This window comes from Anaeromyxobacter sp. PSR-1, assembly GCF_000964525.1.
Classification (GTDB): domain Bacteria; phylum Myxococcota; class Myxococcia; order Myxococcales; family Anaeromyxobacteraceae; genus Anaeromyxobacter.
The window spans coordinates 1-21,745 of record NZ_BAZG01000043.1 but is presented as its reverse complement, the minus strand read 5'-3'; the positions used below and the strand labels follow the sequence as shown (position 1 = coordinate 21,745).

16 protein-coding genes are annotated in these 21,745 nt (G+C 72.9%); 6 read left to right on the top strand and 10 right to left on the bottom strand.

Annotation, left to right across the window (positions count from 1 at the left end; genetic code table 11):
- Positions 1–28: 28 nt before the first annotated feature.
- Entirely contained in the window at positions 29–5,269 is a 5,241-nt protein-coding gene (locus tag PSR1_RS09195) for a MopE-related protein (protein WP_059437306.1), read from the bottom strand.
- Positions 5,270–5,422: 153 nt separating this feature from the next.
- Here PSR1_RS09195 and mrtX point away from each other — a divergent pair, with 153 nt between their 5' ends.
- Entirely contained in the window at positions 5,423–6,202 is a 780-nt protein-coding gene (gene mrtX / locus PSR1_RS09190) for a myxosortase MrtX (protein WP_059437305.1), read from the top strand.
- 72 nt (positions 6,203–6,274) lie between these two features.
- Complete coding sequence (locus PSR1_RS09185; protein ID WP_059437304.1) at positions 6,275–7,333, top strand: deoxyguanosinetriphosphate triphosphohydrolase; 1,059 nt, start codon at positions 6,275–6,277, stop codon at positions 7,331–7,333.
- A gap of 14 nt (positions 7,334–7,347) precedes the next feature.
- Here PSR1_RS09185 and PSR1_RS09180 read toward each other — a convergent pair whose 3' ends face one another.
- Positions 7,348–8,193, bottom strand: a complete 846-nt coding sequence (locus PSR1_RS09180; protein WP_059437303.1) for a class II glutamine amidotransferase — start codon at positions 8,191–8,193, stop codon at positions 7,348–7,350.
- A 191-nt stretch (positions 8,194–8,384) separates the two neighbouring features.
- Here PSR1_RS09180 and PSR1_RS09175 point away from each other — a divergent pair, with 191 nt between their 5' ends.
- From PSR1_RS09175 to PSR1_RS09165, 3 genes are read left to right on the top strand one after another with little or no spacing between them, the layout of a single operon-like run.
- A complete protein-coding gene (locus tag PSR1_RS09175; protein ID WP_059437302.1) occupies positions 8,385–9,995 on the top strand; it encodes an Hsp70 family protein in 1,611 nt (536 codons plus the stop codon).
- A gap of 36 nt (positions 9,996–10,031) precedes the next feature.
- Entirely contained in the window at positions 10,032–10,595 is a 564-nt protein-coding gene (locus tag PSR1_RS09170) for a DnaJ domain-containing protein (RefSeq protein ID WP_059437301.1), read from the top strand.
- A 2-nt stretch (positions 10,596–10,597) separates the two neighbouring features.
- Complete coding sequence (locus tag PSR1_RS09165; RefSeq protein ID WP_059437300.1) at positions 10,598–11,104, top strand: CvpA family protein; 507 nt, start codon at positions 10,598–10,600, stop codon at positions 11,102–11,104.
- Between the two features lie 6 nt (positions 11,105–11,110).
- On the opposite strand, the gene clpX is transcribed toward PSR1_RS09165, so the two are convergent.
- The 3 genes from clpX to PSR1_RS09150 all read right to left on the bottom strand — a co-directional run bounded on the left by clpX (position 11,111) and on the right by PSR1_RS09150 (position 13,906).
- Positions 11,111–12,217 carry an ATP-dependent Clp protease ATP-binding subunit ClpX gene (clpX, locus tag PSR1_RS09160; protein WP_059437299.1) on the bottom strand — a complete coding sequence of 369 codons (1,107 nt, stop codon included), beginning with the start codon at positions 12,215–12,217 and terminating at the stop codon, positions 11,111–11,113.
- Positions 12,218–12,287: 70 nt separating this feature from the next.
- Complete coding sequence (locus PSR1_RS09155) at positions 12,288–13,313, bottom strand: agmatinase family protein (RefSeq protein WP_059437298.1); 1,026 nt, start codon at positions 13,311–13,313, stop codon at positions 12,288–12,290.
- Positions 13,314–13,423: 110 nt separating this feature from the next.
- Positions 13,424–13,906, bottom strand: coding sequence for an Rrf2 family transcriptional regulator (locus PSR1_RS09150; protein ID WP_059437297.1), 483 nt, complete (start codon positions 13,904–13,906; stop codon positions 13,424–13,426).
- Positions 13,907–14,007: 101 nt separating this feature from the next.
- On the opposite strand from PSR1_RS09150, the gene PSR1_RS09145 reads away from it, so the two are divergent.
- Entirely contained in the window at positions 14,008–14,859 is an 852-nt protein-coding gene (locus PSR1_RS09145; protein ID WP_059437296.1) for a PHP domain-containing protein, read from the top strand.
- 235 nt (positions 14,860–15,094) lie between these two features.
- On the opposite strand, the gene PSR1_RS09140 is transcribed toward PSR1_RS09145, so the two are convergent.
- The 5 genes from PSR1_RS09140 to PSR1_RS09120 form a co-directional block, all read right to left on the bottom strand.
- Positions 15,095–16,645: an NADH-quinone oxidoreductase subunit N gene (locus tag PSR1_RS09140; protein WP_059437295.1), complete on the bottom strand. Its 1,551-nt coding sequence runs from the start codon at positions 16,643–16,645 to the stop codon at positions 15,095–15,097.
- A 16-nt stretch (positions 16,646–16,661) separates the two neighbouring features.
- Complete coding sequence (locus PSR1_RS09135; RefSeq protein WP_059437294.1) at positions 16,662–18,311, bottom strand: NuoM family protein; 1,650 nt, start codon at positions 18,309–18,311, stop codon at positions 16,662–16,664.
- An 18-nt stretch (positions 18,312–18,329) separates the two neighbouring features.
- On the bottom strand, positions 18,330–20,801 hold the full coding sequence (locus PSR1_RS09130; RefSeq protein WP_059437293.1) for a proton-conducting transporter membrane subunit: 2,472 nt from the start codon (positions 20,799–20,801) through the stop codon (positions 18,330–18,332).
- A gap of 3 nt (positions 20,802–20,804) precedes the next feature.
- A complete protein-coding gene (nuoK, locus tag PSR1_RS09125) occupies positions 20,805–21,113 on the bottom strand; it encodes an NADH-quinone oxidoreductase subunit NuoK (protein WP_011421630.1) in 309 nt (102 codons plus the stop codon).
- Positions 21,114–21,129: 16 nt separating this feature from the next.
- The coding region (locus PSR1_RS09120) for an NADH-quinone oxidoreductase subunit J (RefSeq protein ID WP_237757885.1) at positions 21,130–21,745 on the bottom strand (616 nt) is incomplete at its 5' end.

Below are 21,745 nucleotides of genomic sequence, written 5' to 3'. Positions count from 1 at the left end.
CCGCCCGGCCGGCGGGGCGCGCACGCCTTCAGGGCATCACGGTGAACGCGGGCAGCGAGGCGGCGGCCTGCCCGGCGTCCGAGCGCTGCGGCGGCGTCGGTCCGCCGGGGTTCCAGACCGCGACGTGGTAGGCGGTGCCGCCCGGGGCCGCGTAGGCCGCGCGCGTGTCGAGCTGGACCGTGATCCGGGTCGGGCTCTCCACCGTCACCGTGCCGGGCACCGCCTGGAAAGCGGGCGCGCCGGGCCAGCCCGGCATGAGCTCCGAGGTCACCATCACCGCCGAGCCGCCCGTGCCGGAGGCGTCGGGCTTCGCGAAGTTGGTGCCGGTGAGCGTGACGGTGACCGGCGTGTCCGACTGGCGGGCCGAGGCGGGGCTGACCGCGGCGAGCGTCGGCGCGCCCGGGGTGACGTTGAACGAGAGCGCGTTGGACGGCGCGGCGCCCGGGTTGCGCACCTGCAGCGCGTAGGTGCCGGTGTCGAGGCCGACGGTGGACAGGCTCACCGTGACGCTGGTCGCGGTCGTGGCGGTGGGGACCAGCTCGGCGGCGGCGCCGGTGAAGATCACGCGCACGCCGGAGAGCGGCGGGCGCAGGTTCGCGGCGGTGAGCGTCACCGGGATCGCAGCCGCGCCCTGCTCGCGGCCGCGCACGCTGGCGGCCTGGAGGATGGCCTGGTTCGAGAGCACACGGAACGTCCACGTGCCCGAGGCCGTGCCGGCGCCGGGGAACCACACGCGCGCGAGCCACGAGCCCTCCGGCTCGCCGTCGAGCGACAGCGGCGCGGACACCGAGGTGCCGCCCGCGTCCACCGTCGAGGCGAGCGGCGGGCGGAAGGCGCCGCCGGGCGGCTGCACCTGCACCTGCGCGTCGGCGGGGAAGCCGGTGCCGGCGAAGGCGAGCGTCACCGCGTCGCCCTGGTAGGCGGTGGCGGGCGAGAAGCCGGTGACCTGCGCGGGCGAGGCGCCCACCACGAACGGCAGCCGGGCCGAGTCGGCGCCCTGGCCGCTGCGGACCCAGACCTCGGAGGTGCAGGTGCCCACCGCGCACCCCGGCAGCCGGAGCTGGCCGACCAGCAGCCGGTTCGCGTCCACGTAGGTGGTGGGCTGCTCCACGCCGTCGAACACCACCCGGCTCGCGAGGTCGAACCCGTCGCCCGTCACCGTGAGCGAGACGATCTCGCCCGCGCCGGCGCCGCTCGGGCTCACCGCGCTCGCGACCGGCGCCTGGCTCACGATCGCGAACGGGAGCGCGTTGGAGGCGAGCGGGGACGGCACCGCGTCGTTCACCACCCAGATCTGGTACCCGGCGCCCGGCGGCAGGAGCGTCGCGTCGAGCGTGCAGGTGAGGCCGGCGTCGCCGGGGGTGGAGGGGAGCCCCTGCTCCGCCAGGCGGTCGCCACGGATCCGGCACCGGCTCTCCGTGCCCAGCCCGGTGCCCTCCACCAGGACCGAGGTGACCGCGCCTGCGGGGGCGCTCGCGGGCGTGAGCGCGGTGAGGTGTGGCTCGGGGTTCACCACGTCGAAGCGGACCGCGTTGGAGATCACGCGGTCCGGGTTGACCACGCGCAGCCAGAGCGCGCCTGCCGGCAGATCGGCGAGCGCGAGCTGGACGCGGAGCCGGCCGTCGGGGACCCGCTCCGCCGGCCAGGTGCGGGTGCCGGCGTCCGAGGCGGTGCGCACGGTGGCGCCGGCCGCGAAGCGATCGCCCGACAGCTCCACCGTCACCGGCGCGAGGCCGCCGCGCGGGGCGGCGCCCGGGGTGACCTGGCGGACGTAAGGTGCGACCGGCCCGCCCGGCCCGCAGGCGGACGCCGCGCAGATCTGGCCGGCGCCGCAGGCGTTCCCGCACATGCCGCAGTGCGCGGGATCGGTGCGCAGGTCGATGCAGCGCTGCTCGCCCTCGCAGCTCGCCTCGCAGCTCGCGGGATCGAACGCCGCGGCGTCGCCACCGCCGCCCTTGCACGCGGTGCCGAGCAGCGCCGCCGCGATCGCCAACGCGGCGAGCGCGGACGGCCCGGCGCCGCGGCGCGCACGGCGCCGCAGCCCCGCGAGCGCGAGGAGCACGCCGAGCGCGGAGAGCAGGCCCGCGTCGCCCGAGGCCGAGGCGCAGCCGCCGCCGCCGCCGCCGGAACCGGCCGCGGGGGGCACCGTCACCGGCGCGGTGCCGGACGCGTAGCACTGGCCGCCCGCGCAGGCGCCGGCCGGGCAGACCACGCCCGAGCACGGGTCGTCCACGCAGGTGCCGTCGCGGCACACCTGGCCGCGCCCGCAGCCGAGCCGGGCGCAGGGATCGGCCACGCAAGTGCCGTCCTGGCAGCGCTGGTCCGGCGCGCAGGTCTTGCCGGCGCAGGCGTCCACCTCGCAGAACCCGTCCACGCCGCACTTCTGCCCGGCCGGGCAGGTCACGAACGTGCACGCCTGCACGCAGTCACCCTGGCGGCAGAACGTGCCGGCCGGGCAGGTGAGGCCGGCGCACGGGTCGGCGGTGCAGGCGCCGTTCCGGCACACCTCGCCGGCGGGGCAGCCGGCCAGGTAGCAGCTCCCGCCCACGCAGGTGCCGGAGCCGCGCGCGCAGACCGAGCCCTCGCCGCAGTCCACGCCGGCGCAGCGATCGTTGCACGCACCGTACGAGCAGGCCAGGCCGTCGGGGCAGGTGGTGCCGCCGCAGCTGCCGCGCTCGCAGGTCCCGGAGGCGCTGCAGGCGTAGCCCTCGGGGCAGGGCAGCTCGACGCCGCAGGTGGAGGGCACGCACACCCCGTGCACGCAGGAGAAGCCGTCGCCGCAGGAGGCGCCGTCGTCCACCGACCCGTTGCAGTCGTTGTCCTGGCCGTCGCACAGCTCCGGCGCGGGCAGGAGCTGCCCGGCGCACGCACCGGCGAACTCGCCGCCCACGCAGGCGCGCGCGCCCGCGGCGCACAGGCCCACCCCGGCGGTGCCGGCGGGGCCGTCGTAGCAGGCCTCGGTCTCGCCGTCCCGGCAGGCGGCGCAGGCCGGCGGCCCGTCGTCCGCCATCCCGTTGCAGTTCTGGTCGATGCCGTCGCGGCACAGCTCGGTGGACGGCAGCACCTCGCCCACGCAGTTGCTCCACTGCCCGCCGGTGCCGCAGGTCTGCACGCCGGTGGCGCACTGGCCCACGCCGGCGGTGCCGGCCGGCCCGGTGTAGCAGGCGCGCTGGACGCCCGCGGTGCAGGCCTGGCAGCCGTTGTCGATGGCGCCGTCGCAGTCCTCGTCGGACGCGGTGCCGCCGCCGCCCTCCGCCAGGCACACCTCCGGCTGCGGCAGCACCTGGCCGGTGCACGCGCCCCAGCTGCCGGCGGTGCAGGCCTGCGTGCCGGCCCGGCAGGCGCCGCGCGGCTGCCGGCTCACCGGGTCGAGGCTGCTCTCCGGTCCGTAGTAGCAGGCCTGGGTGAGGTCCTCGTCGACCTGGCCGTCGCAGTCGTCGTCGAGGCCGTTGCAGCTCTCCTGGGCCGGCACCACCGCGCCGGCGCAGGCCGTCATGGCGTAGCTGCCGTCGGCCGCCTTCGCGCAGGTGGACACGCCGGCGTGGCACACGCCCACGTTCTCGGTGCCGGCCGGCCCGCCGTAACAGGCCTGCTCGAGGTCCTCGTCCACCAAGCCGTCGCAGTCGTCGTCGAGCCCGTTGCAGATCTCGGCGGCCGGGCCCTTCACCTGCTCGCACACCGGCTGGCCGGAGGCGGAGCAGCGCAGCACGCCCTTGCCGCAGACGCCGAGGCGGCCGGTGTCGCAGGAGACGCCGCTCTCGGTGCAGCCCGCGCCCAGGTTGAACAGCGTGTTCAGCACCAGGCGCGAGCCCGCGATCTGGAAGCTGCCCTGCACGCCGGAGTAGCTGTGGCCCGCGAGGTACACCACCGTGCCGTGCGACGCGTCGGCCGGGCGCAGCGTGAAGTAGTCCCAGGTGCCGTACGGATCGCTCGCCGCGACGAGCCGCTGCACGCCGGCCTGGTAGGCGCCGCCCGCGGAGGCGTCGGCCGGGCGGTAGTCCTCCACCGCGCCGGTGAGCGGCTTGAAGGGGAAGTCGCCGAGCTGCATGAGCGGCGAGGCGAAGCTGCCCACCACCGCAGGCGCGGGGAACGGGCTGGTGGGGAGCTCGTTGTAGCGGACGCCGGTGGTGGTCTGGAACCGGGTGGAGAGGCCGGCGGCGACGTCCTCGAAGCCGTCGGAGTAGTCGAGGGTGTAGGCGGTGTTGGAGCCGCGCTTGAACGCGCCCTCGAAGCTGCCCAGGCCGGCGCACTCCGCGAACACGTCCTTCCCGTCCTTCACGAACCCCGCGATGGTGCGGAGCACCTGGTCGACCTTGGCGGTGGGGTACAGCGACGAGGCGCAGGCGCTGTTGCTGCCGAAGCTGGAGCACGAGCCGGGCGCCACCCAGTGCGGCACCCAGAGGATCTGGTAGCCGTTCTGGAAGAACCGGCTGGTGCGGTAGTCGGTGGAGCCGGGCGCGGGCTGGAAGTCGTCGATGCCCAGCCGGTCGTAGATCTCGCCGTGGGGCCCGGTGGCGGTGCCGGCGGCCGTGCCCGAGCCGATGCCGGCGCGGGCGAGGTAGCCGGAGATCACCGGCTCGGCGTTCTTCGCCGAGGTGACCGTGACCGGAGAGGTCGAGGTCAGGTTGCCCGAGCCGATGTCGAGGAGCGCGAGCTTGGGCGGCGTCGCGCCGCCGGCGCTCCAGCCGCCCGCCATCACCTTCGCGACCGGCGCGCGGAACGCCACGTTCGCGACGTGGACGTTCACCGCCTCGAACGTCGCCCGGTAGCGCTGCAGGACGGCGAGCGCCTTCGCCTGGTCGGAGCCGTCCACCACGAACGGCCCGCCCATGTACCGGATCACGTGGTCCTGCGTGGGCGGGGCGCCCGTGCCGCCGCTGGCCCAGTCGTACGACAGCACCGGGAACCCGCCGTCGTACTGGATCGCGAAGTCGTGCGCGGTGAGCGAGGCCTTGGCCGGATCGATGGCCCAGTACACCGCCACGTCGTTGCGGATGAGCTGGTAGACGAGGCCGTACGCCTTGATCGCGTCGCCCGCGTCGGCCGCCTGCGGGCAGCCGGAGGGCTGGCCGGTGCCGGTCGCGCCGTCGGTCTGGAACTGGTAGCAGCGGTCCATCGGGATGACGAGGGAGCCGCGGGCGAAGACCTTGGGGCCGGGCTGCAGGTCGCCGCAGGTGGGGGCGAGCAGCGGCAGCACGCCCGCGATGAGCGCGAGCGGGGCGACGCCGGACCAGAGCTTGCGGACGAGTGACGAGCGAGCGGGGGTCATGGTTACACTCCTCGGTGGCCGCCGAGCCTTAGCACACGGTCCGTGAAGCGGGCGAGGGGCCGCCCGTCACCTCCCGTCCCACAGGTCCGTCCGCCGCGCACATCCGCGGTGCCGGTGGTTGACCGCGCCGCGGGGCCGTGCGATCCCGGCGGCGTGCCCGAGCCGCTCCCGACCGCCGGCGCCGCGCCCGCCCCGCCGGATCCGCCGCGGACGCTGGTGGCGACGTGGGCGAAGGCCATCCTCGCCATCGCGCTGGCGAAGGCGGTGGCCGTCGTGGAGCCGACCGGGCTGCTCGGCGCGAACCTGGCCGGCGTGGCGGCGTTCGCCTTCATCGCGCTCCCCGACGCGCGCCTGCGCGCGCGCGCCGAGGGATGGGACGCGTACGGCCTGCCCTGGCACGGCGCCCGCGACCCCCGCACCTGGCGCGCGCTCGGGCGCGGGGCGCTCGCGGCGCTCCTCGCCTGCGCGGTGGTGTTCCCTCCGTTCGTGGCGGGCTTCTGGGCGTACGCGGAGCTGCTCCCCCGCCTGCCGGAGGGCCTCACCCGCGCGCTCGCGCCCTACGCCGGGGCGCCGCACCTCGCGCCGCGCCTGCCGGACCACGCGCTGCGGCTGGTCGCGGTGCAGGTGCTGGTGGTGGCGCTCCCGGAGGAGCTGTTCTACCGCGGGTGGATGCAGACGTCGTGGGCGCGCACCGCGCCGGGGCAGGGGCGGACGGTGCTCGGCGCCCGCCTCGGCGCCGGCTTCCTGCGGACCCAGCTCCTGTTCGCGGCGGGGCACCTCGTCACGCTCCAGCCCTGGCGGCTCGCCACGCTGCTGCCCGGCCTGCTCTTCGGCTGGCTGCGGGCGCGCACCGGCGGCCTGGTCGCGCCGGTGCTGGTGCACGCGGCGTCGAACCTGCTCCTGGCCACGCTGGAGGCCTCCTTCTACCGGTGACAGGCCGGGGGGCGGGCGCTAAGTAGGGCAGCGCCGGGGTGCGGCCGCACCGGCCGGCGCGAGGGGCACGGCATGGGATCGGGAACGGGAACCATCCGCGAGATGCTGGAGGACCTGGAGGAGCGCACGCTCCACCCGCGGGCGGCGCGCTCCGCCGCCTCGCGCGGCCGCGCCCGCCCGGAGGAGCCGGATCCGGAGCGCCCCGCGTTCCAGCGCGATCGCGACCGGCTGCTGCACTGCAAGGCGTTCCGCCGGCTGGCGGGGAAGACGCAGGTGTTCCTCGCGCCGCGCGGCGACCACTACCGCACCCGGCTCACGCACACGCTCGAGGTGGCGCAGGTGGCGCGGTCCATCGCCCGCGCGCTGCGGCTGAACGAGATGCTGGTCGAGGCGATGGTGATGGGCCACGACCTCGGCCACACGCCGTTCGGCCACGCGGGCGAGCGGGTGCTGAACCAGGAGGTGCCGGGCGGCTTCCACCACGTGGTGCAGTCGGTGCGGGTGGTGGACGTGCTGGAGAAGGACGGCCGCGGCCTCAACCTCACCGCCGAGGTGCGGGACGGGATCCTCCGGCACTCGAAGGGCAAGGGCAACGTGCTGCTCAAGGGCTCGGGCGAGAAGGCGCTCACGCTCGAGGCGGAGATCGTCCGCATCGCCGACATCGTGGCCTACGTGAACCACGACCTCGACGACGCGCTGCGCGCCGGCCTGTTCGCGGAGTCCGACCTGCCCGCCGACATCCGCCGCACGCTGGGCGGCGGGCGCTCCGAGCGCTTCGCCACGCTGGTCCACGACGTGATCCGCCGGTCGGACGTGGACGGCGGCGGGCACATCGAGATGTCGCCGGACGTGCACCAGGCGCTGCTGGCGCTCCGCGACTTCCTGTACGCGCGCGTCTACGAGAACCCGGTCGTCCACGACGAGTTCGTGAAGGCGCAGCGCATCCTGCGCGATCTGTGGGAGTGGTGCCTGGAGGACCCGGCGCGCCTGGCGACCCGCCACGGCGTCGTGCCGCGGGACGGCGAGGGGCTGGAGCGCGCCGTCACCGACTGGCTCTCGGGGATGACCGACCGGTTCGCGCTCGCGACCTGGGAGGAGCTGTTCGTGCCCCGGCCCTGGTCGCTGCTGTAGGGGGCGGCGAGGCGCTAGGCGCTCGCCAGCGAGGACACCGTCACCTGGAGCGTCCGGCTCACCGAGACGACGCTCCCCTCCGGCACCTCGATGAAGCCGTTCGGCGCGAGGAGCCGCGAGGCGAAGCAGACCGCCTTCACGCGGCGGTGCGGCCGGACGCGCGGATCGCTCTCCGGCGTGTCCGGCCCGATCTCGTCCAGCTCGCAAGGGACGATGCCCTCGAGCAGCGCGTAGAACAGCGGCCCGCCGCGCCGGGTGGCGACCAGCGAGCGGCCGTTGGTCGCGACGAAGCACAGCCGCGAGTGCCGCTGCTCGCCCACCTCGCGGCACCACGCCTCGATCTGGCGGACGGTGCGCGCCAGGGCGCGCCCGGCCACCTGCGCGTCGAGGTCGAGGTCGTCGAGCGCTCCCTCGTCGCGGAGCAGCTTGAGGAACCACATGAACGCGTGCTCGGAGTCGGTCTCGCCGGCGATGTTGCGCCGCAGGAACTCGGGGAGGCCCTCGAGGAGCCTGGGCTTCACCTGCTCGAAGCCCTCGATGGCGCCGTCGTGGGCGAACAGCCACCTGCGGAACCGGAACGGATGGGTGTTCTCGTCCTTGGCCGTCCCGAGCGTGGCGCGGCGCGCGTGGACGAGCACCGCCTCGGAGTCCACGCGACCCACCAGATCGGGCAGCGCGAGCGCCGACGGTGCGCCGGTGGGACGCTTCCCGAGCAGGACGCTGCCGGCCTGGTAGTAGCCGAACCCGTAGCCATCCGGCGGCACGTCCCCGTCCTGCAGGGACACGTTCGCCCGCAACCGCGCGAGCTGGCACCGCATGAGGTTCGGATCGCTCTGGAGGATGGCTGCGAGCGCGCCCATGGCGCTCCTTCCTGGTCGTCCGGCGTGGCGGGGGCCGCCACCCCAAGAGTAATAACGCGCGGCTCCGACGTGGACAGCCCGGCCGTGCGCACACCGGCGGCGCGCGGCGTTTGACACCTTCCCGAACGCGCCGCTAGGATGCCGTAACCCGGCGAAACCGCTGGCCCTCCTCGCCGGGCCCCCGCACCATCATGAGCGACGACATCGCCGTCGGTATCGATCTCGGAACCAGCTACAGCTGCGTGGCCACCGCCCAGGGCGACGGGGCGCCGCCCGCCGTGCTCCCCAACGAATGGGGGGAGCGCACGCACGCGTCGGTGGTGTCGTTCCTCGACGACGGCACGGTGCTGGTCGGCAACGACGCGAAGAAGAACATCATCACCAACGCCGAGAACACCGTGTACTCGGCGAAGCGCCTCATCGGCCGCTTCTACTTCTCCGACGAGGTGAAGAAGGCGCAGGCGGTGATGCCGTACCGGATCGTCGAGGGGCCGAACAACTCGGTCCGCATCGGGGTCCGCGACAAGATCTTCTCGGTGCCCGAGGTCTCCGCGCTGGTGCTGAAGGAGATGAAGGCCATCGCCGAGACGGCGCTCGGGCGCGAGGTGAAGAAGGCGGTCGTCACCTGCCCCGCCTACTTCAACGACAACCAGCGCCAGGCCACCAAGGACGCCGGCCGCATCGCCGGGCTCGAGGTGCTGCGCATCATCAACGAGCCCACCGCGGCGGCGCTCGCCTACGGGTTCGGCCGGGACATCAACCAGAAGATCTGCGTCTACGACCTCGGCGGCGGCACGTTCGACGTGTCGATCCTCGAGATCGGCAAGGACGTGTTCGAGGTGCTGTCCACCGCGGGCGACACCTACCTCGGCGGCGACGACTTCGACGACCGGATCATGACGTGGCTCGCCGACGACTTCCTGGCGAAGCACGGGCTCGACCTCCGCCAGAACAAGTTCTGCCTCCAGATGCTGAAGGAGGCGGGCGAGCGCGCCAAGATCGACGTGGGGCGCGACGGGGTGGCCGCCATCCAGGTGCCGGGCATCTGCCAGTCGCCGGAGGGCGAGGTCATCGACCTCGCGCAGAAGCTCACCCAGGACCAGTTCAACCGGATGGTGATGGACCTGGTGCAGCGCACGTTCAAGGTGTGCGACGAGGCGCTGCAGTCGGCGCGCCTCACCGCCGGCGACATCGACGCGGTCATCCTGGTGGGCGGGCCCACCCGGCTGCCCATCATCCGCAACAGCGTCCGCCACTACTTCCAGCGCGACCCGATGACCGGGGTGGATCCGGACGAGGTGGTCGCGCTCGGCGCCGCCATCCAGGCGCGCGCGCTGCTCTCCACCACCGCGGCGACCGCCGGCCAGGCCAGCTACCTGCTGGACGTGACCCCGCTCTCGCTGCGGGTCGGCACGGTGGGCGGGTTCACCGAGAAGATCATCGAGAAGAACACCCCCATCCCGATCGAGAAGTCGAAGACGTTCACCACCAGCCGCGACGGCCAGGACCGGGTGCGCATCCGCGTCTACCAGGGCGAGTCGAACCGCGCCGACGGCTGCGAGCTGCTGGGCGAGTTCGAGTTCACCGGGTTCCGCATCGGCTACCGCGGCGAGGTGCAGATCCAGGTGACCTTCGAGATCGACTCGAACGGCATCGTGAACGTCTCCGCCACCGACCTGGAGACGGGGCAGAAGACCTCGACCACCATCAGCCTCTCCTCCGGCCTCTCGGAGCAGGACCTCCGCAAGGCCATCGACGACAACGCGGGCATCGAGCTCGCGCGCGGCCCCCGCGCGGCCTGACCGGCCGGGCGGCCCGCGGACGACGGACGGGACGGAATGGACGCGCAGTTCCTCATCGAGGTGGAGACGCTGGCGGCCGCGCTCGACCAGCTCGACTACTACGGCGTGCTGAAGATCCCCGCCACGGCCACGCCGCCGGAGATCAAGGCCGCCTACTACCGCGAGTCGCGCACCTTCCACCCGGACCGCTACGCGGCGGTGCCGAGCGCCGAGGTCCGCGACCTGGTGGGCCGCATCTACCGCCGGGTGAACGAGGCGTACACGGTGCTGCGCGACGACCGCAAGCGCGCGCGCTACCTGGCCGACATCTCCGGGCCGGACCGCGAGCGCAAGCTGCGCTTCACCGAGGCCGACGAGGCGGCGGTGAAGGAGGAGCAGAAGCGCAAGCTGGAGGAGCAGCTCGGGCAGACGCCGAACGGCCGCAAGTTCTACGCGGCCGCGCTCACCGAGATCCAGGCCGGGCGCTGGGACGCGGCCGAGCGCGCGCTGAAGAGCGCGCTCATGTACGAGCCGGGCAACGCCCGCTTCAAGGAGCAGCTCGCGCTGGTCGCCGCCGAGGCCGAGAAGCTCCGCCCCAAGGGCGACTACCGGATCAAGTAGGCGTGACGCTCGACCTCGCCGTGCTCGCGGTGCTGGCGCTGGCCGCGGTGGCCGGCGCGATGAGCGGCGCGCTGCGCCAGCTGGTGGAGCTGGGCGGCGCGGTGCTGGGCTGGCTCGCGGCGCGGCAGCTCGCCGGCGCGGTGGCCGGCGGCCTCGAGCGCTGGATGCCGGGGCTGGTGGCGCGCGCGGCCGCCCCGGCGCTCCTGTTCCTCGGCACCTGGGCGCTCGTGTCGCTGGTGGGCGCGTTCGTGCTGCGCGCCACCGGCGTGTCCGGGGTGGTGCGCGGCCCGGCCGACCGCGGGCTGGGGGCGCTGCTCGGGGGCGCGAAGGGCGCGCTGGCGGCCTGGGTGCTGGTCTCGGCGCTGCTGCTCGCGGCCGGGGGCGCGCCCCGGGCGCTCGGGCTCGACCTGCGGGGCAGCGACTTCGCCGCGCTGGTGCGGTCGCACGACCTGCTGGAGCGGCTCGACCCGGAGCAGGCGCGCGCGCTGGAGCGTGCGCTGCACCGCTGAGGCGGCTCACCCGCCGGCGAGCCGCTCCGGTTCCTCCGCCGCGAGCATCCCCGGCCCGATCGCCTCGAGCCGCGCGCGCACCCACGCCGCGTCGAGCAGCACGCGCGTGCCGCCCCGCTCCGGGGCCTCGAAGAGCAGCTCCGCCAGCGCCTCCTCCACCACCGCGCGGAGCCCGCGCGCGCCCGCGCCGCGCTCGCGCGCGAACGCGACCAGCTCGCGCAGCGCGCCCTCGGTGACGTCCAGCTCCACGCCGTCCGCGGCGAGCAGCGCGCGCATCTGGCGGAGCACCGCGTCCGGCGGGCCGGTGAGCACCTCCAGCAGCGCCTCGGGCCCGAGCTCGTCGAGCTGCACCACCACCGGGAGCCGGCCCAGGAACTCGGCGAGCATCCCGTACTCGACCAGGTCGCGCGGCCGGATCCGCCGGCGCGCCGCGGTCGTCCCGGGCCGCGCCGCCCCGAAGCCGAGCGAGCGGCCGTCGCCGCCGTAGGCGAACAGGTCGGAGAACGTCCCGGCGCAGACGAACAGGATGTCGGTCGTGTCCACCGGGACGGTGTCGCGCCGCGCCCACTGCGGCCCGCCCAGGCCGAGCGGCACGTGCACCTCGCGCCCCTCCAGCAGCTTGAGGAGCGCCTGCTGCACGCCCTCGCCGCCGATGTCGCGCTGGCCCGCGCCGCCGCGGACCGGCTGCGAGCGGCGGGCGATCTTGTCCACCTCGTCCACGAACACGATGCCGCGCTGCGCCTCCTCGATGGAGTGGCTGGCGCGCAGCAGCAGCTCGCCGATCATGGTCTCCACGTCCTTGCCGTAGTAGCCGGCCTCGGTGAACTCGGTGGCGTCGGCGACGTGGAAGGGGACCTCGAGCACGCGGGCCAGGTGGCGCGCGAGGTGGGTCTTGCCGCAGCCGGTCGGGCCGATGAGCAGGACGTTCGACTTCTGCAGCGCCACCTCGCGGCTGGCGCGCCGCAGGGCCACGCGCTTCGCGTGGCCGTAGGCCGCGACCGCCAGCGCGCGCTTCGCGTGCTCCTGGCCGATGACGTACTGCGAGAGCCGCGCGTGGATCTCGCGGGGGGTGAGGACGGGGAGCGGCTCGTCCAGGCGGAGCGGCGGCTTCACACCCTGAACGGTATGGCCGGGCGGCGGCGCGGCAACGGCGCGCCGGGCGCGCGCCGGGACGCGGCGCCGCTCAGCGCCCGGCCAGCGCCCAGCCGATCAGCTTGTAGAGCAGGCGGGCGCCCACGTTGCCGTCCCAGTCGCCGCCCTCGGGGCCCGGGGAGACCTCGACCACGTCGAAGCCGACGACGCGCCGGCCGCTCCGCACCACCGCGCCGACGAGGTACGCGGCCTCGTGGAACGAGAGGCCGCCGGGCACCGGCGTGCCGGTGTGCGGGCAGAGCGTGGGATCGAGCCCGTCCACGTCGAAGGTGACGTACACCTCGCGCGGCAGCGGCTCGACGATGCGCGCGACCTGCGCCGCCCAGGGCTCGCCCTCGAAGCGCGCGCGGGCCAGCGCCGCGTCGTGGTGCTGCACGATGCGCCCGCCCGACGCGGCCGCGTAGGCGTGCTCCTCCTCGGAGAGGTCGCGGAGCCCGACCTGCACGATCCGCGACAGCTCCGGGAGCCGCTCGGCCGCGTTGTAGATCACCGAGGCGTGGCTGTAGGTGAACCCCTCGAAGGCGACGCGGAGGTCGGCGTGGGCGTCCACGTGCAGGAGGCCCATGCCCGGGTGGCGCCGCGCGTGCGCGGCGATGGCGCCGAGCGCGGTGGAGTGGTCGCCGCCCACCAGGCCGACGACCTTGCCGCGGGCGAGCAGCCCGGCGACGCGCTCCTCGACCCAGGCGTTGACGCGCCCGCAGGCATCGTCCACCTCGGCGGCCGCCCGGGCCAGGTCTTCCCGGCCGGGCACCACGCCGCCGGCGGCGATCACCGGCTCGGCGGCCGCGCGCGCCTCGCGATCGAGCCGCGCGAGCTCCTCCGGCACCGGCAGCATGTGGATGCCGGCCTCGTACGGGCGGCCGGTCTCCACGTCGAACAGGTCCACCTGCCGGCTCGCGTCGAGGATCGCCTCGGGGCCGCGCGAGGTGCCGCCGCCGTAGGAGGTGGTGGCCTCGAACGGCACCGGGACGAGCACCACGCCCGCGTCGCGCTCGGAGTGGGGGAGGCCGAACACGCCGGAGCCGGGCTGCGCGGCGGCGGAGGGATCGAAGGTCATGGGGGGAGTCTAACGCGCGCCCGCAGCCGCGGGCGCGCGAGGTCGCGGCCCCGCGGCGCCTTCGGCGGGCTCAGGGTCCGCGGGGGCGGGGCGCAGCCCCGTTCAATTCCTCACACCACCGGCGGTCGCGCGGACGACTGGAGCTGGAGCTGCACCAGGCCGATCTGGCCGTCGTCGGCGGGCTTGAAGGCGAGCTCGGAGAGCTTGGCCTGACGGTAGACGTCGAGCATCCGCTCCTGGCCCAGGCGCCACACCGACACCATGGTGCACGCGGTGGAGTGGCCGCAGGCGTCCTCGCCGTCGAGGCAGACGTTGAGGGCCACGGGGCCCTCCACCGACTCGATCACGTCGAGGAAGCTGATGTCCGCCGGCATCCGCGCCAGCGCGTAGCCGCCGTGCGGGCCGCGGGTCGAGCGGACCAGGCCCGTGTCCACCAGGGTCTTCAGGATCTTGGCGAGGAAGTCCTCCGGCACGTCCATCTGCCGGGCGATCTCGCGGAACGGGACCACCGAGTCCTGCGGGATCGACGCGAGATAGATCATGGCCCGGAGGCCGTAGTCGATCTTCCGTGAGATCCGGAGTACGTGCTGCATGGAGCTGAACCTTCGCCTTTCCGCGCGCCGGCCCCTCTCCCTTCCGGGCGCGCGCCGACCTGGAGAGGCGGCTATCCTATCACGACCGAGGTGCACAGTTCATGGGCAAGCCGGCCGCCGGTCAGGGCGTCAACGGAAAGATAGACCTGCATTCCCACAGCAAGGCGTCGGACGGCCAGTATCCCGCCGCCGAGGTAGCCGAGCGGGCGAGCGCGGCGGGCGTGGGCGTGTGGGCGCTCTGCGACCACGACACCGTGGCGGGGATGGACGACGCGGCCGCGGCGGCGTCGCGGCTCGGGCTGCGGCTGGTGCCGGGCATCGAGCTGTCGGCGTTCCTGGAGCGCCGCGAGATCCACCTGCTCGGCCACTTCGTGGATCCCGCGCACCCGCGCCTGCGCGCGTTCGAGGACTTCCTGGCGCTGCGCCGGCGCGAGCGCATGCAGCGCATCGTGGAGAAGCTCGGCGCGCTGGGCCTGCGCCTGCGCGTCGAGGACATCGAGAAGTGGAGCGGCGGCAAGACCATCGGCCGCCCCCACGTCGCGCGGGCCCTGGTCGAGCAGGGCGCGGTGGCCACCGTGAAGGAGGCCTTCGACGCCTACCTCGGAGAGGGGAAGCCGGCCTACGTGCAGCGCTACCGCCTCGAGGCCGACGAGGCCGTCCGCCTGGTGCGGGCCGCCGGCGGCACCACCACCGTCGCGCACCCCGGCGTCTCGAAGCTGGAGCGCTGGGACCTCGAGCGCCTCCGCCAGGCGGGCGTGGAGGGGCTGGAGGTCTACCACGTCGATCACAACCCCTCGGTGCGCGAGAAGTACCTGCGCATCGCCGAGGCGCTGGACCTCGTGCCCACCGCCGGCTCGGACTTCCACGGCGAGGCGGTCGCGCCCGACCGCCACCTCGGTGACGTGAGCATGCCCGAGCACGAGCTCGCGCGCCTCGAGGCGCGGAGGCCGTAGCCGTCGGGGCGAGGGCGCAGGCGAAGGACACCAGCAGGGAGGGGCCCCAGCCGCAGGCTGGGGAGGGGTGCAACCCCTCCCCGCGGGGACCGCTCGCGCGCCCGCGCAGGCGGGCGCGAGCGGTCACGGGCCCCGCGCAGCAGGGTGGGGCGGGGCGCAGCCCCGACATAAAAAGGCCCGACCAGCGGGGGCGCTGGCCGGGCCCGGGGAGGGCTTGGCGGGGGGAGGGTTCCCGCTAGCCCCGGAACAGCGTGAGCGACGCGCGCGTCCACTCGATCATCGGCGCCCACCAGATGCCGAAGACCAGGATGGCGACCGAGAACGCGCCCAGGATGAGCTGGTAGCCGGGCTTCGCCGGCATGGCCGCGGGCTCGGCGTACGGCACGTCGATGAACATCGCCCGGATGATCCGCACGTAATAGAAGAGCGACACCGCGGTGTTGAGCGCCGCGATGATCGCGAGCAGCGCGTACCAGTTGCCGCCCGGGCCGGGGATCCGCTCGAAGACGGCGTAGAACAGGTACCACTTGCCCGCGAACCCGGCGAACGGCGGGATGCCGGTGAGCGAGAACAGGAAGATGGCGAAGGCGACCGCCGCGACCGGCGCCCGCTTCGACAGGCCCCGGTAGTCGAGGATCGACTCGGAGCCGGTGGACTCCGCCACCCAGATGACGACCAGGAACGCGCCCAGGTTCATCACCAGGTACACGAGCATGTAGATCATCACCGACTGCACGCCCATGGCCGAGACCGTCGCGAGGCCCATGAGCGTGTAGCCGGCGTGCGCGATGGAGGAGTACGCCAGCAGGCGCTTCAGGTTGGTCTGCGCGAGCGCGCTCAGGTTGCCGAGCGTCATGGTGACCGCGGAGACCACGCCGATCACGGCCGGCCACGGGATGCCGCCCAGCGCGTCGGCCAGGCCGGTGGTGGGGGAGGCCGGGCCCGCGAACGCGGACAGGAAGAAGCGGAGCGCCAGCGCGAAGCCGGCCGCCTTCGGGCCCACCGACAGGAACGCGGTGAACGGCGTCGGCGCGCCCTCGTACACGTCCGGGCACCACATGTGGAACGGGACCGCGGCGATCTTGTAGCCGAGGCCCGCGGCGACGAAGACGGCGCCGACGACCAGCGCGATGCGGGTGGCGGCGAGCGGCAGGCCCGAGGCCTGGATGGCCTGGATGCGCGGCCCGAGCTCGAGCAGGCTGGTCGTGCCGGTGAGGCCGTACAGGTAGCTCATGCCGAACAGCATCACGCCCGAGGCCACGCCGCCGTAGATGACGTACTTCAGCGAGCCCTCGGCGGCCTTGCGGTCCCCGCGGCGGAAGCCGGCGAGCACGTAGCTCACGATCGAGACGAGCTCGATCGACATGTACATCATGAGCAGGTCGGTCGCGCTCGCCATCATGAACATGCCGAGCACGACCGCGGTGAGCAGGCCGTAGAACTGGCCCACGCGCGAGGCGTCGAAGTCCTTGCCCTGCGCGGTGATGAGCACCGTCAGCGCGCCGGCGCCCAGGAACAGCCACTTGAAGAAGATCGCGAACGCGTCGTTCGCGAGCATGCCGTTGAAGAGCGCCTGCGCGTCGGCGGGCTGCTGCGCGAGCAGGGCCGCCGCCGCCGCGAACACCACCAGCGAGGCCGCGCTCAGCCAGGCCACGCGGGCCGCGCTCTTCTTCCAGGCGATGTCCAGCACGAAGAGGACCAGCGCGCCCACCGTGAGGGCCGCCTCGGGGCGGAACCACGCGGTGGAGCGCAGGTTCTCTTCGACCAGTGGGATGAGGTCCGTCATGCGTCGCCCCTCGGGCCTACAGCGGCTTGATGTTCTGGATGAGGGCGTGCAGGGCCGGGTTGATGACGCCCAGGATCGCCTGCGGGTAGAAGCCCAGGTAGATGCAGATGACGGCGAGCGGGTACAGCGCCATGCGCTCGCGCCAGTTCAGGTCCGGGTAGCCCTTGTAGACCGGGTTCAGCTTGCCCAGGAACATCCGGTGGATCGCCCACAGGTAGTACGCGGCGGTCAGGATGACGCTGGTGGCCGAGATGATGGTGTAGGTGGTGAACACCGGGAACGCGCCCGAGAACACCGTGAACTCGGAGATGAAGCCGGCCAGGCCGGGGAGGCCCAGCGAGGCGAAGAACGCGAGGCCCATGATGGCGCTGTACTCGGGCAGCTCCTGCGCCAGGCCGCCGAACTTCTCGATCTCGCGGTGGTGGGCGCGGTCGTAGATCACGCCCACGATGAGGAACAGCATCGGGCTGATGATGCCGTGGGTGAAGAGGTTCAGCACCGCGCCGGAGATGCCCTGGGGCGTCATCGCCGCCATGCCGAGCAGCGAGAAGCCCATGTGCGAGACCGAGGAGTACGCGATGAGCTTCTTCAGGTCCTTCTGCGCGAGGCAGACGAACGCCGCGTAGATGATGTTGATGACGCCGAACACCGCGATGGCGCCGGCCGCCCAGGCGGTCGCGTCGGGGAGGATCCCGTAGTTGAAGCGCAGGATGCCGTAGATGCCCATCTTCAGGAGCACGCCGGCCAGGATGACGGAGATGGGCGTGGGCGCCTCGACGTGCGCGTCGGGCAACCAGGTGTGGAAGGGGAACATCGGGATCTTGATGGCGAACCCGATGAACAGGCCGATGAAGACGATCTTCGCGAACGAGAAGCCGAGGATGGGGGCGGCGTTGCGGAACTGGCCGGCCGCGCCCTGCTTGGCGAGCTCGATGAGGTTGAAGGTGTGGCCGCTCGACCAGGAGCCGTCGGCGAGCTGCGCCGGCGCGCTGTTGTAGTAGATGCCGATGATCGCGAGGAGCATCAGCACGGAGCCGGCCAGGGTGTAGAGGAAGAACTTGATCGCCGCGTACTCCTTGCGCGGCCCGCCCCAGATGCCGATGAGGAAGTACATCGGCAGGAGCATGATCTCCCAGAACACGTAGAACAGGAACATGTCGAGGGCGACGAAGGTGCCCATCATGCCGGTCTGCAGCAGCAGCAGCATGGCCATGTAGCCCGGCACCATCCGCACCGAGAAGTGCTTGGGGTGGTGCGGGTCGTCGTGGCCGTCGTCCACCATGCCGGCCATCTCGGCGTCCTTCTTCCCCGACCACCACGGCATCGACGCGATGGTGGCGATGAAGGAGATGAGGCCGGACAGCAGCACCATCGAGATCGAGATGCCGTCGACCCCGAAGTAGAACTCGATGTTGAAGGCGCGGATCCAGGTGAAGTGCTGGACCAGCTGCACGCCCGTGGCCGACGGGTCGTACATGCGCCACGCGGCGATGGCGGCCGCGAAGGAGAGCGCGCTCGTCACGAGCGCGATCCAGCGGGAGCCGTCGTCGACGAGCTTCTTGTCGAGGCGGAGGAAGAACTTCGCGGCCAGCAGGACGACGATGAGCGCCGACCCGATGACCGGGAAGAAGGTGGCCCAGCTGAGGACGTTTCCTGGCGTGAACATGACGCGCTCTCCCGGTTGCTACGAGATGAGGAAGTTGAGCAGGACCACCACCAGCGCGCCGCCGAGCGCGCCGTACAGGTAGGTCTGGACCTTGCCGGTCTGGAGCGAGCGGAGGTACCGGCCGCACTCCTGGGTGACGCTGGCGACGGCGTTCACCGCGCCGTCCACGAGGTACTTGTCGATGGCGCCGTCGAGGTTGGCGACCACGCGGGTGACCGTGCCGGTCAGCAGCACCAGGCGGTCGATCACGTTCGAGTCGAACCAGGACGCGGCCTGCGCGACCTTCAGCGACGGCTTCAGGACGGCGACCGCGTACAGCTCGTCCACGTAGTACTTCTCGTAGACGACCGTCCAGACGCCCAGGAAGCGCTCCTTGAGCCGCGCCGGGACCTCGCTCTTCGCGTCCTTGAACAGCAGCATCGCGAAGAACCAGCCGACCGCGCCGGCCAGCACGCCGATCGCCTGGAACATGTACTCGGTGGTGTGCGACAGGTGCTGGAAGGGCACGCCCTCCTGCGCGGTGAGCGCGGGCGCGAGCCAGTGCTCGAGGATGGGCGCCTTGCCGGTCCAGGCCATGGGGATGCCCAGGAACAGCGTGAAGAAGGAGCCGAGCGCGAGCAGCGAGAGGACCAGGGTGACGGTCCAGGGCGATTCGTGCGGCGTGCCGCCGTGGTGGCCGTGGTCGTCGTGCGCCGGCGCGTGCGCCGTCGCCGCCGCGGCGGCCGGGGCGTGGACCGCGTGGCCGTGGGCCGGGGCGGCGTGGCCATGCGCGTGGCCGTCGGCGTGGACCGCGCCGTCCGAGGCGTGGACCGAGACCGACAGGTGCGACATGGCCGCGGCGCTGGCGGAGTGCGGGTCCTCGTTGTGCTCGTCGTGGTGGCCGGCGTTCCCGCGGTACTCGCCGGTGAACGTCATGTAGTAGGACCGGAACATGTAGAAGCTGGTGCCGGTCGCCGCGACGATGCCGACCACGAAGATGGCCGGCCCGAGCCACGGGGTGGGCACGCCGAACAGCGCCAGGTGCCCGCTGGTGAACGCCTTGTAGAGGATCTCGTCCTTCGAGTAGAAGCCGTTCATCCACGGGAAGCCGGCGATGGCCCAGCACGCCGCGAGGTAGGTCCAGCGCGTGATGGGCATGTGCTTCTTCAGCCCGCCCATCTTCCGCATGTCCTGCTCGTGGTGGCAGCCGAGGATCACCGAGCCGGAGCCGAGGAACAGCGTGGCCTTGAAGAAGGCGTGCGTGAGCAGGTGGTACGCGCCGGCCCAGTACGCGCCCACGCCGACCCCGATGAACATGAAGCCGAGCTGGGAGACGGTGGAGTAGGCGAGGACCTTCTTGATGTCGTACTGGAAGAAGCCGATCGACGCGGCGAAGATCGCGGTCGCGGCGCCGATGAGCGCCACCCAGCCCATCGCGCTCGGCGAGAGCGCGAACAGGAAGTTGAGGCGCGCCACCATGTACACGCCGGCCGTCACCATGGTGGCGGCGTGGATGAGGGCGGAGACCGGCGTCGGGCCCGCCATCGCGTCCGGGAGCCAGACGTAGAGCGGGATCTGGGCGCTCTTGCCCATCGCGCCGACGAACAGGAGGATGCAGACCAGCGTCAGGAGCGAGACGCCCCAGATGGTCGAGCCGGCCAGGTGCTCCTTCACGCCGGTGGACTCGATCACCACCTGATCCCGCAGCTCGCGGAAGCTCATGGTGGGGCCGACCTTCACGTCGTGGACGGCCGGGGCGAGCGCGTGCGCCTGCGCGGCGGTGGCGGCGCCGGCGGTGGCGTTCAGCTCGGCGATGGGCTGGTAGTCGTTGTTCCGCAGGCCGCTGCCGGTCCGCGGCGTCCACGCGCCGCCCAGGGCCCAGAACAGCAGGAACAGGCCGGCCAGGAAGCCGAAGTCGCCGAAGCGGTTCGCCACGAAGGCCTTCATGCCGGCCTTCGCCTTCTCCGGGTCCGTGTACCAGAAGCTGATGAGCAGGTACGAGGCGAGGCCGACGCCCTCCCACCCGAAGAACATCACCGCGAAGTTGTCGCCCATCACCAGGAGCAACATCGCGAAGACGAACAGGTTCAGGTAGCTGAAGAACCGCCAGTACGACGGCTCGTCGTGCATGTACCCGATGGAGAAGACGTGGATGAGCGAGCCGATCCCGGTGATGACGAGCACCATCATCATCGAGAGCGGGTCGAGCGCGAACCCGAAGTCCACCGTCATCCGCCCGGCGGTCATCAGGTTCCAGAGCGTGTCCTGGAGGAAGCGCTCCTCGGAGGGGAGGCGCAGCATCTGGGAGAACGCGACCAGCGCCACCCCGAAGGCCGCGAACATCGCGGTCACCGCGATGCGGTGGACGATCTTCTTCCCGAACAGCTGCTGCAGCTTCCAGCCGACCAGCGCGTTGATGGTCGCGCCGATGAGCGGGAACAGCGGGATGAGCCAGAGGTAGCCGACGTTCGTGACGGCGATCCGGCCGAGCTCGTGAGCGGTCTCGTGCATCGGCTACTCCCGCATCAGGTCCGCGGCGCGGACGTCGATGGTCTTGAACGTCTGGAAGATGGCCAGGACGATGGCGAGGCCCACCGCCGCCTCCGCCGCCGCCAGGACGATGACGAACAGGGCGAAGACCTGCCCGGTGACGCCGCCGCCCGAGTAGTGGTTGAAGGCCACGAAGTTCACGTTGGCGCCGTTCAGGATGAGCTCGACGCCCATCAGGACGCCGACCGCGTTGCGCCGGGTGGCCACGGTCACGATGCCGAAGGCGAACAGCAGGGCGCCGACGACGAGGAAGTGCGAGAGCGAGATCTGCATGGCGTTCTCCGGCCGGTCAGTCGGCCTTGATCTCCTTGCGCGCGATGACGATGGCCCCGACGAGCGTCGAGAGCAGCACCAGCGACGCCACCTCGAACGGCAGCAGCCACCGCGAGAGGAACGCGTCGCCGATGGCCTGCGTGGTGGGGGCGAGCGGCGCGGGGGCCCCGGCCTGCCACGGGGTGAGCAGCGCGACCGCCAGCAGCACCGGCGCGCCGGCCACGAACAGCAGGAACCCGCCGAACAGGCCGAAGCTGGTGTTGGAGACGTTGATGTCGGTGATGCGGTTGGTGAGCATCACCGCGAACAGGATCAGCACCAGCACGCCGCCGATGTAGATGAGCAGCTGGGTGACGGCGACGAAGTCCGCCGAGAGCAGCACGTAGAGCGCGCCCGCGCCGAGCAGCGCCACCAGCAGGCCGAAGGTGCTGTAGAGGATGTTGCGCGAGAGCGCGACGCCGGCGGCCCCGGCCACGGTGAGGACCGCGAGCACGTAGAACAGCACGTCCGGCAGGCCCAGGCCGGCCGCCTCGGGGCGCGGCGTGGCCAGCGCGGCGGGGCGGATCACCTGGGTGGTCATGTAGCCGACGAAGGCGATCACCGCGACGGTGGCGACCGCCCAGGTGGTGAGC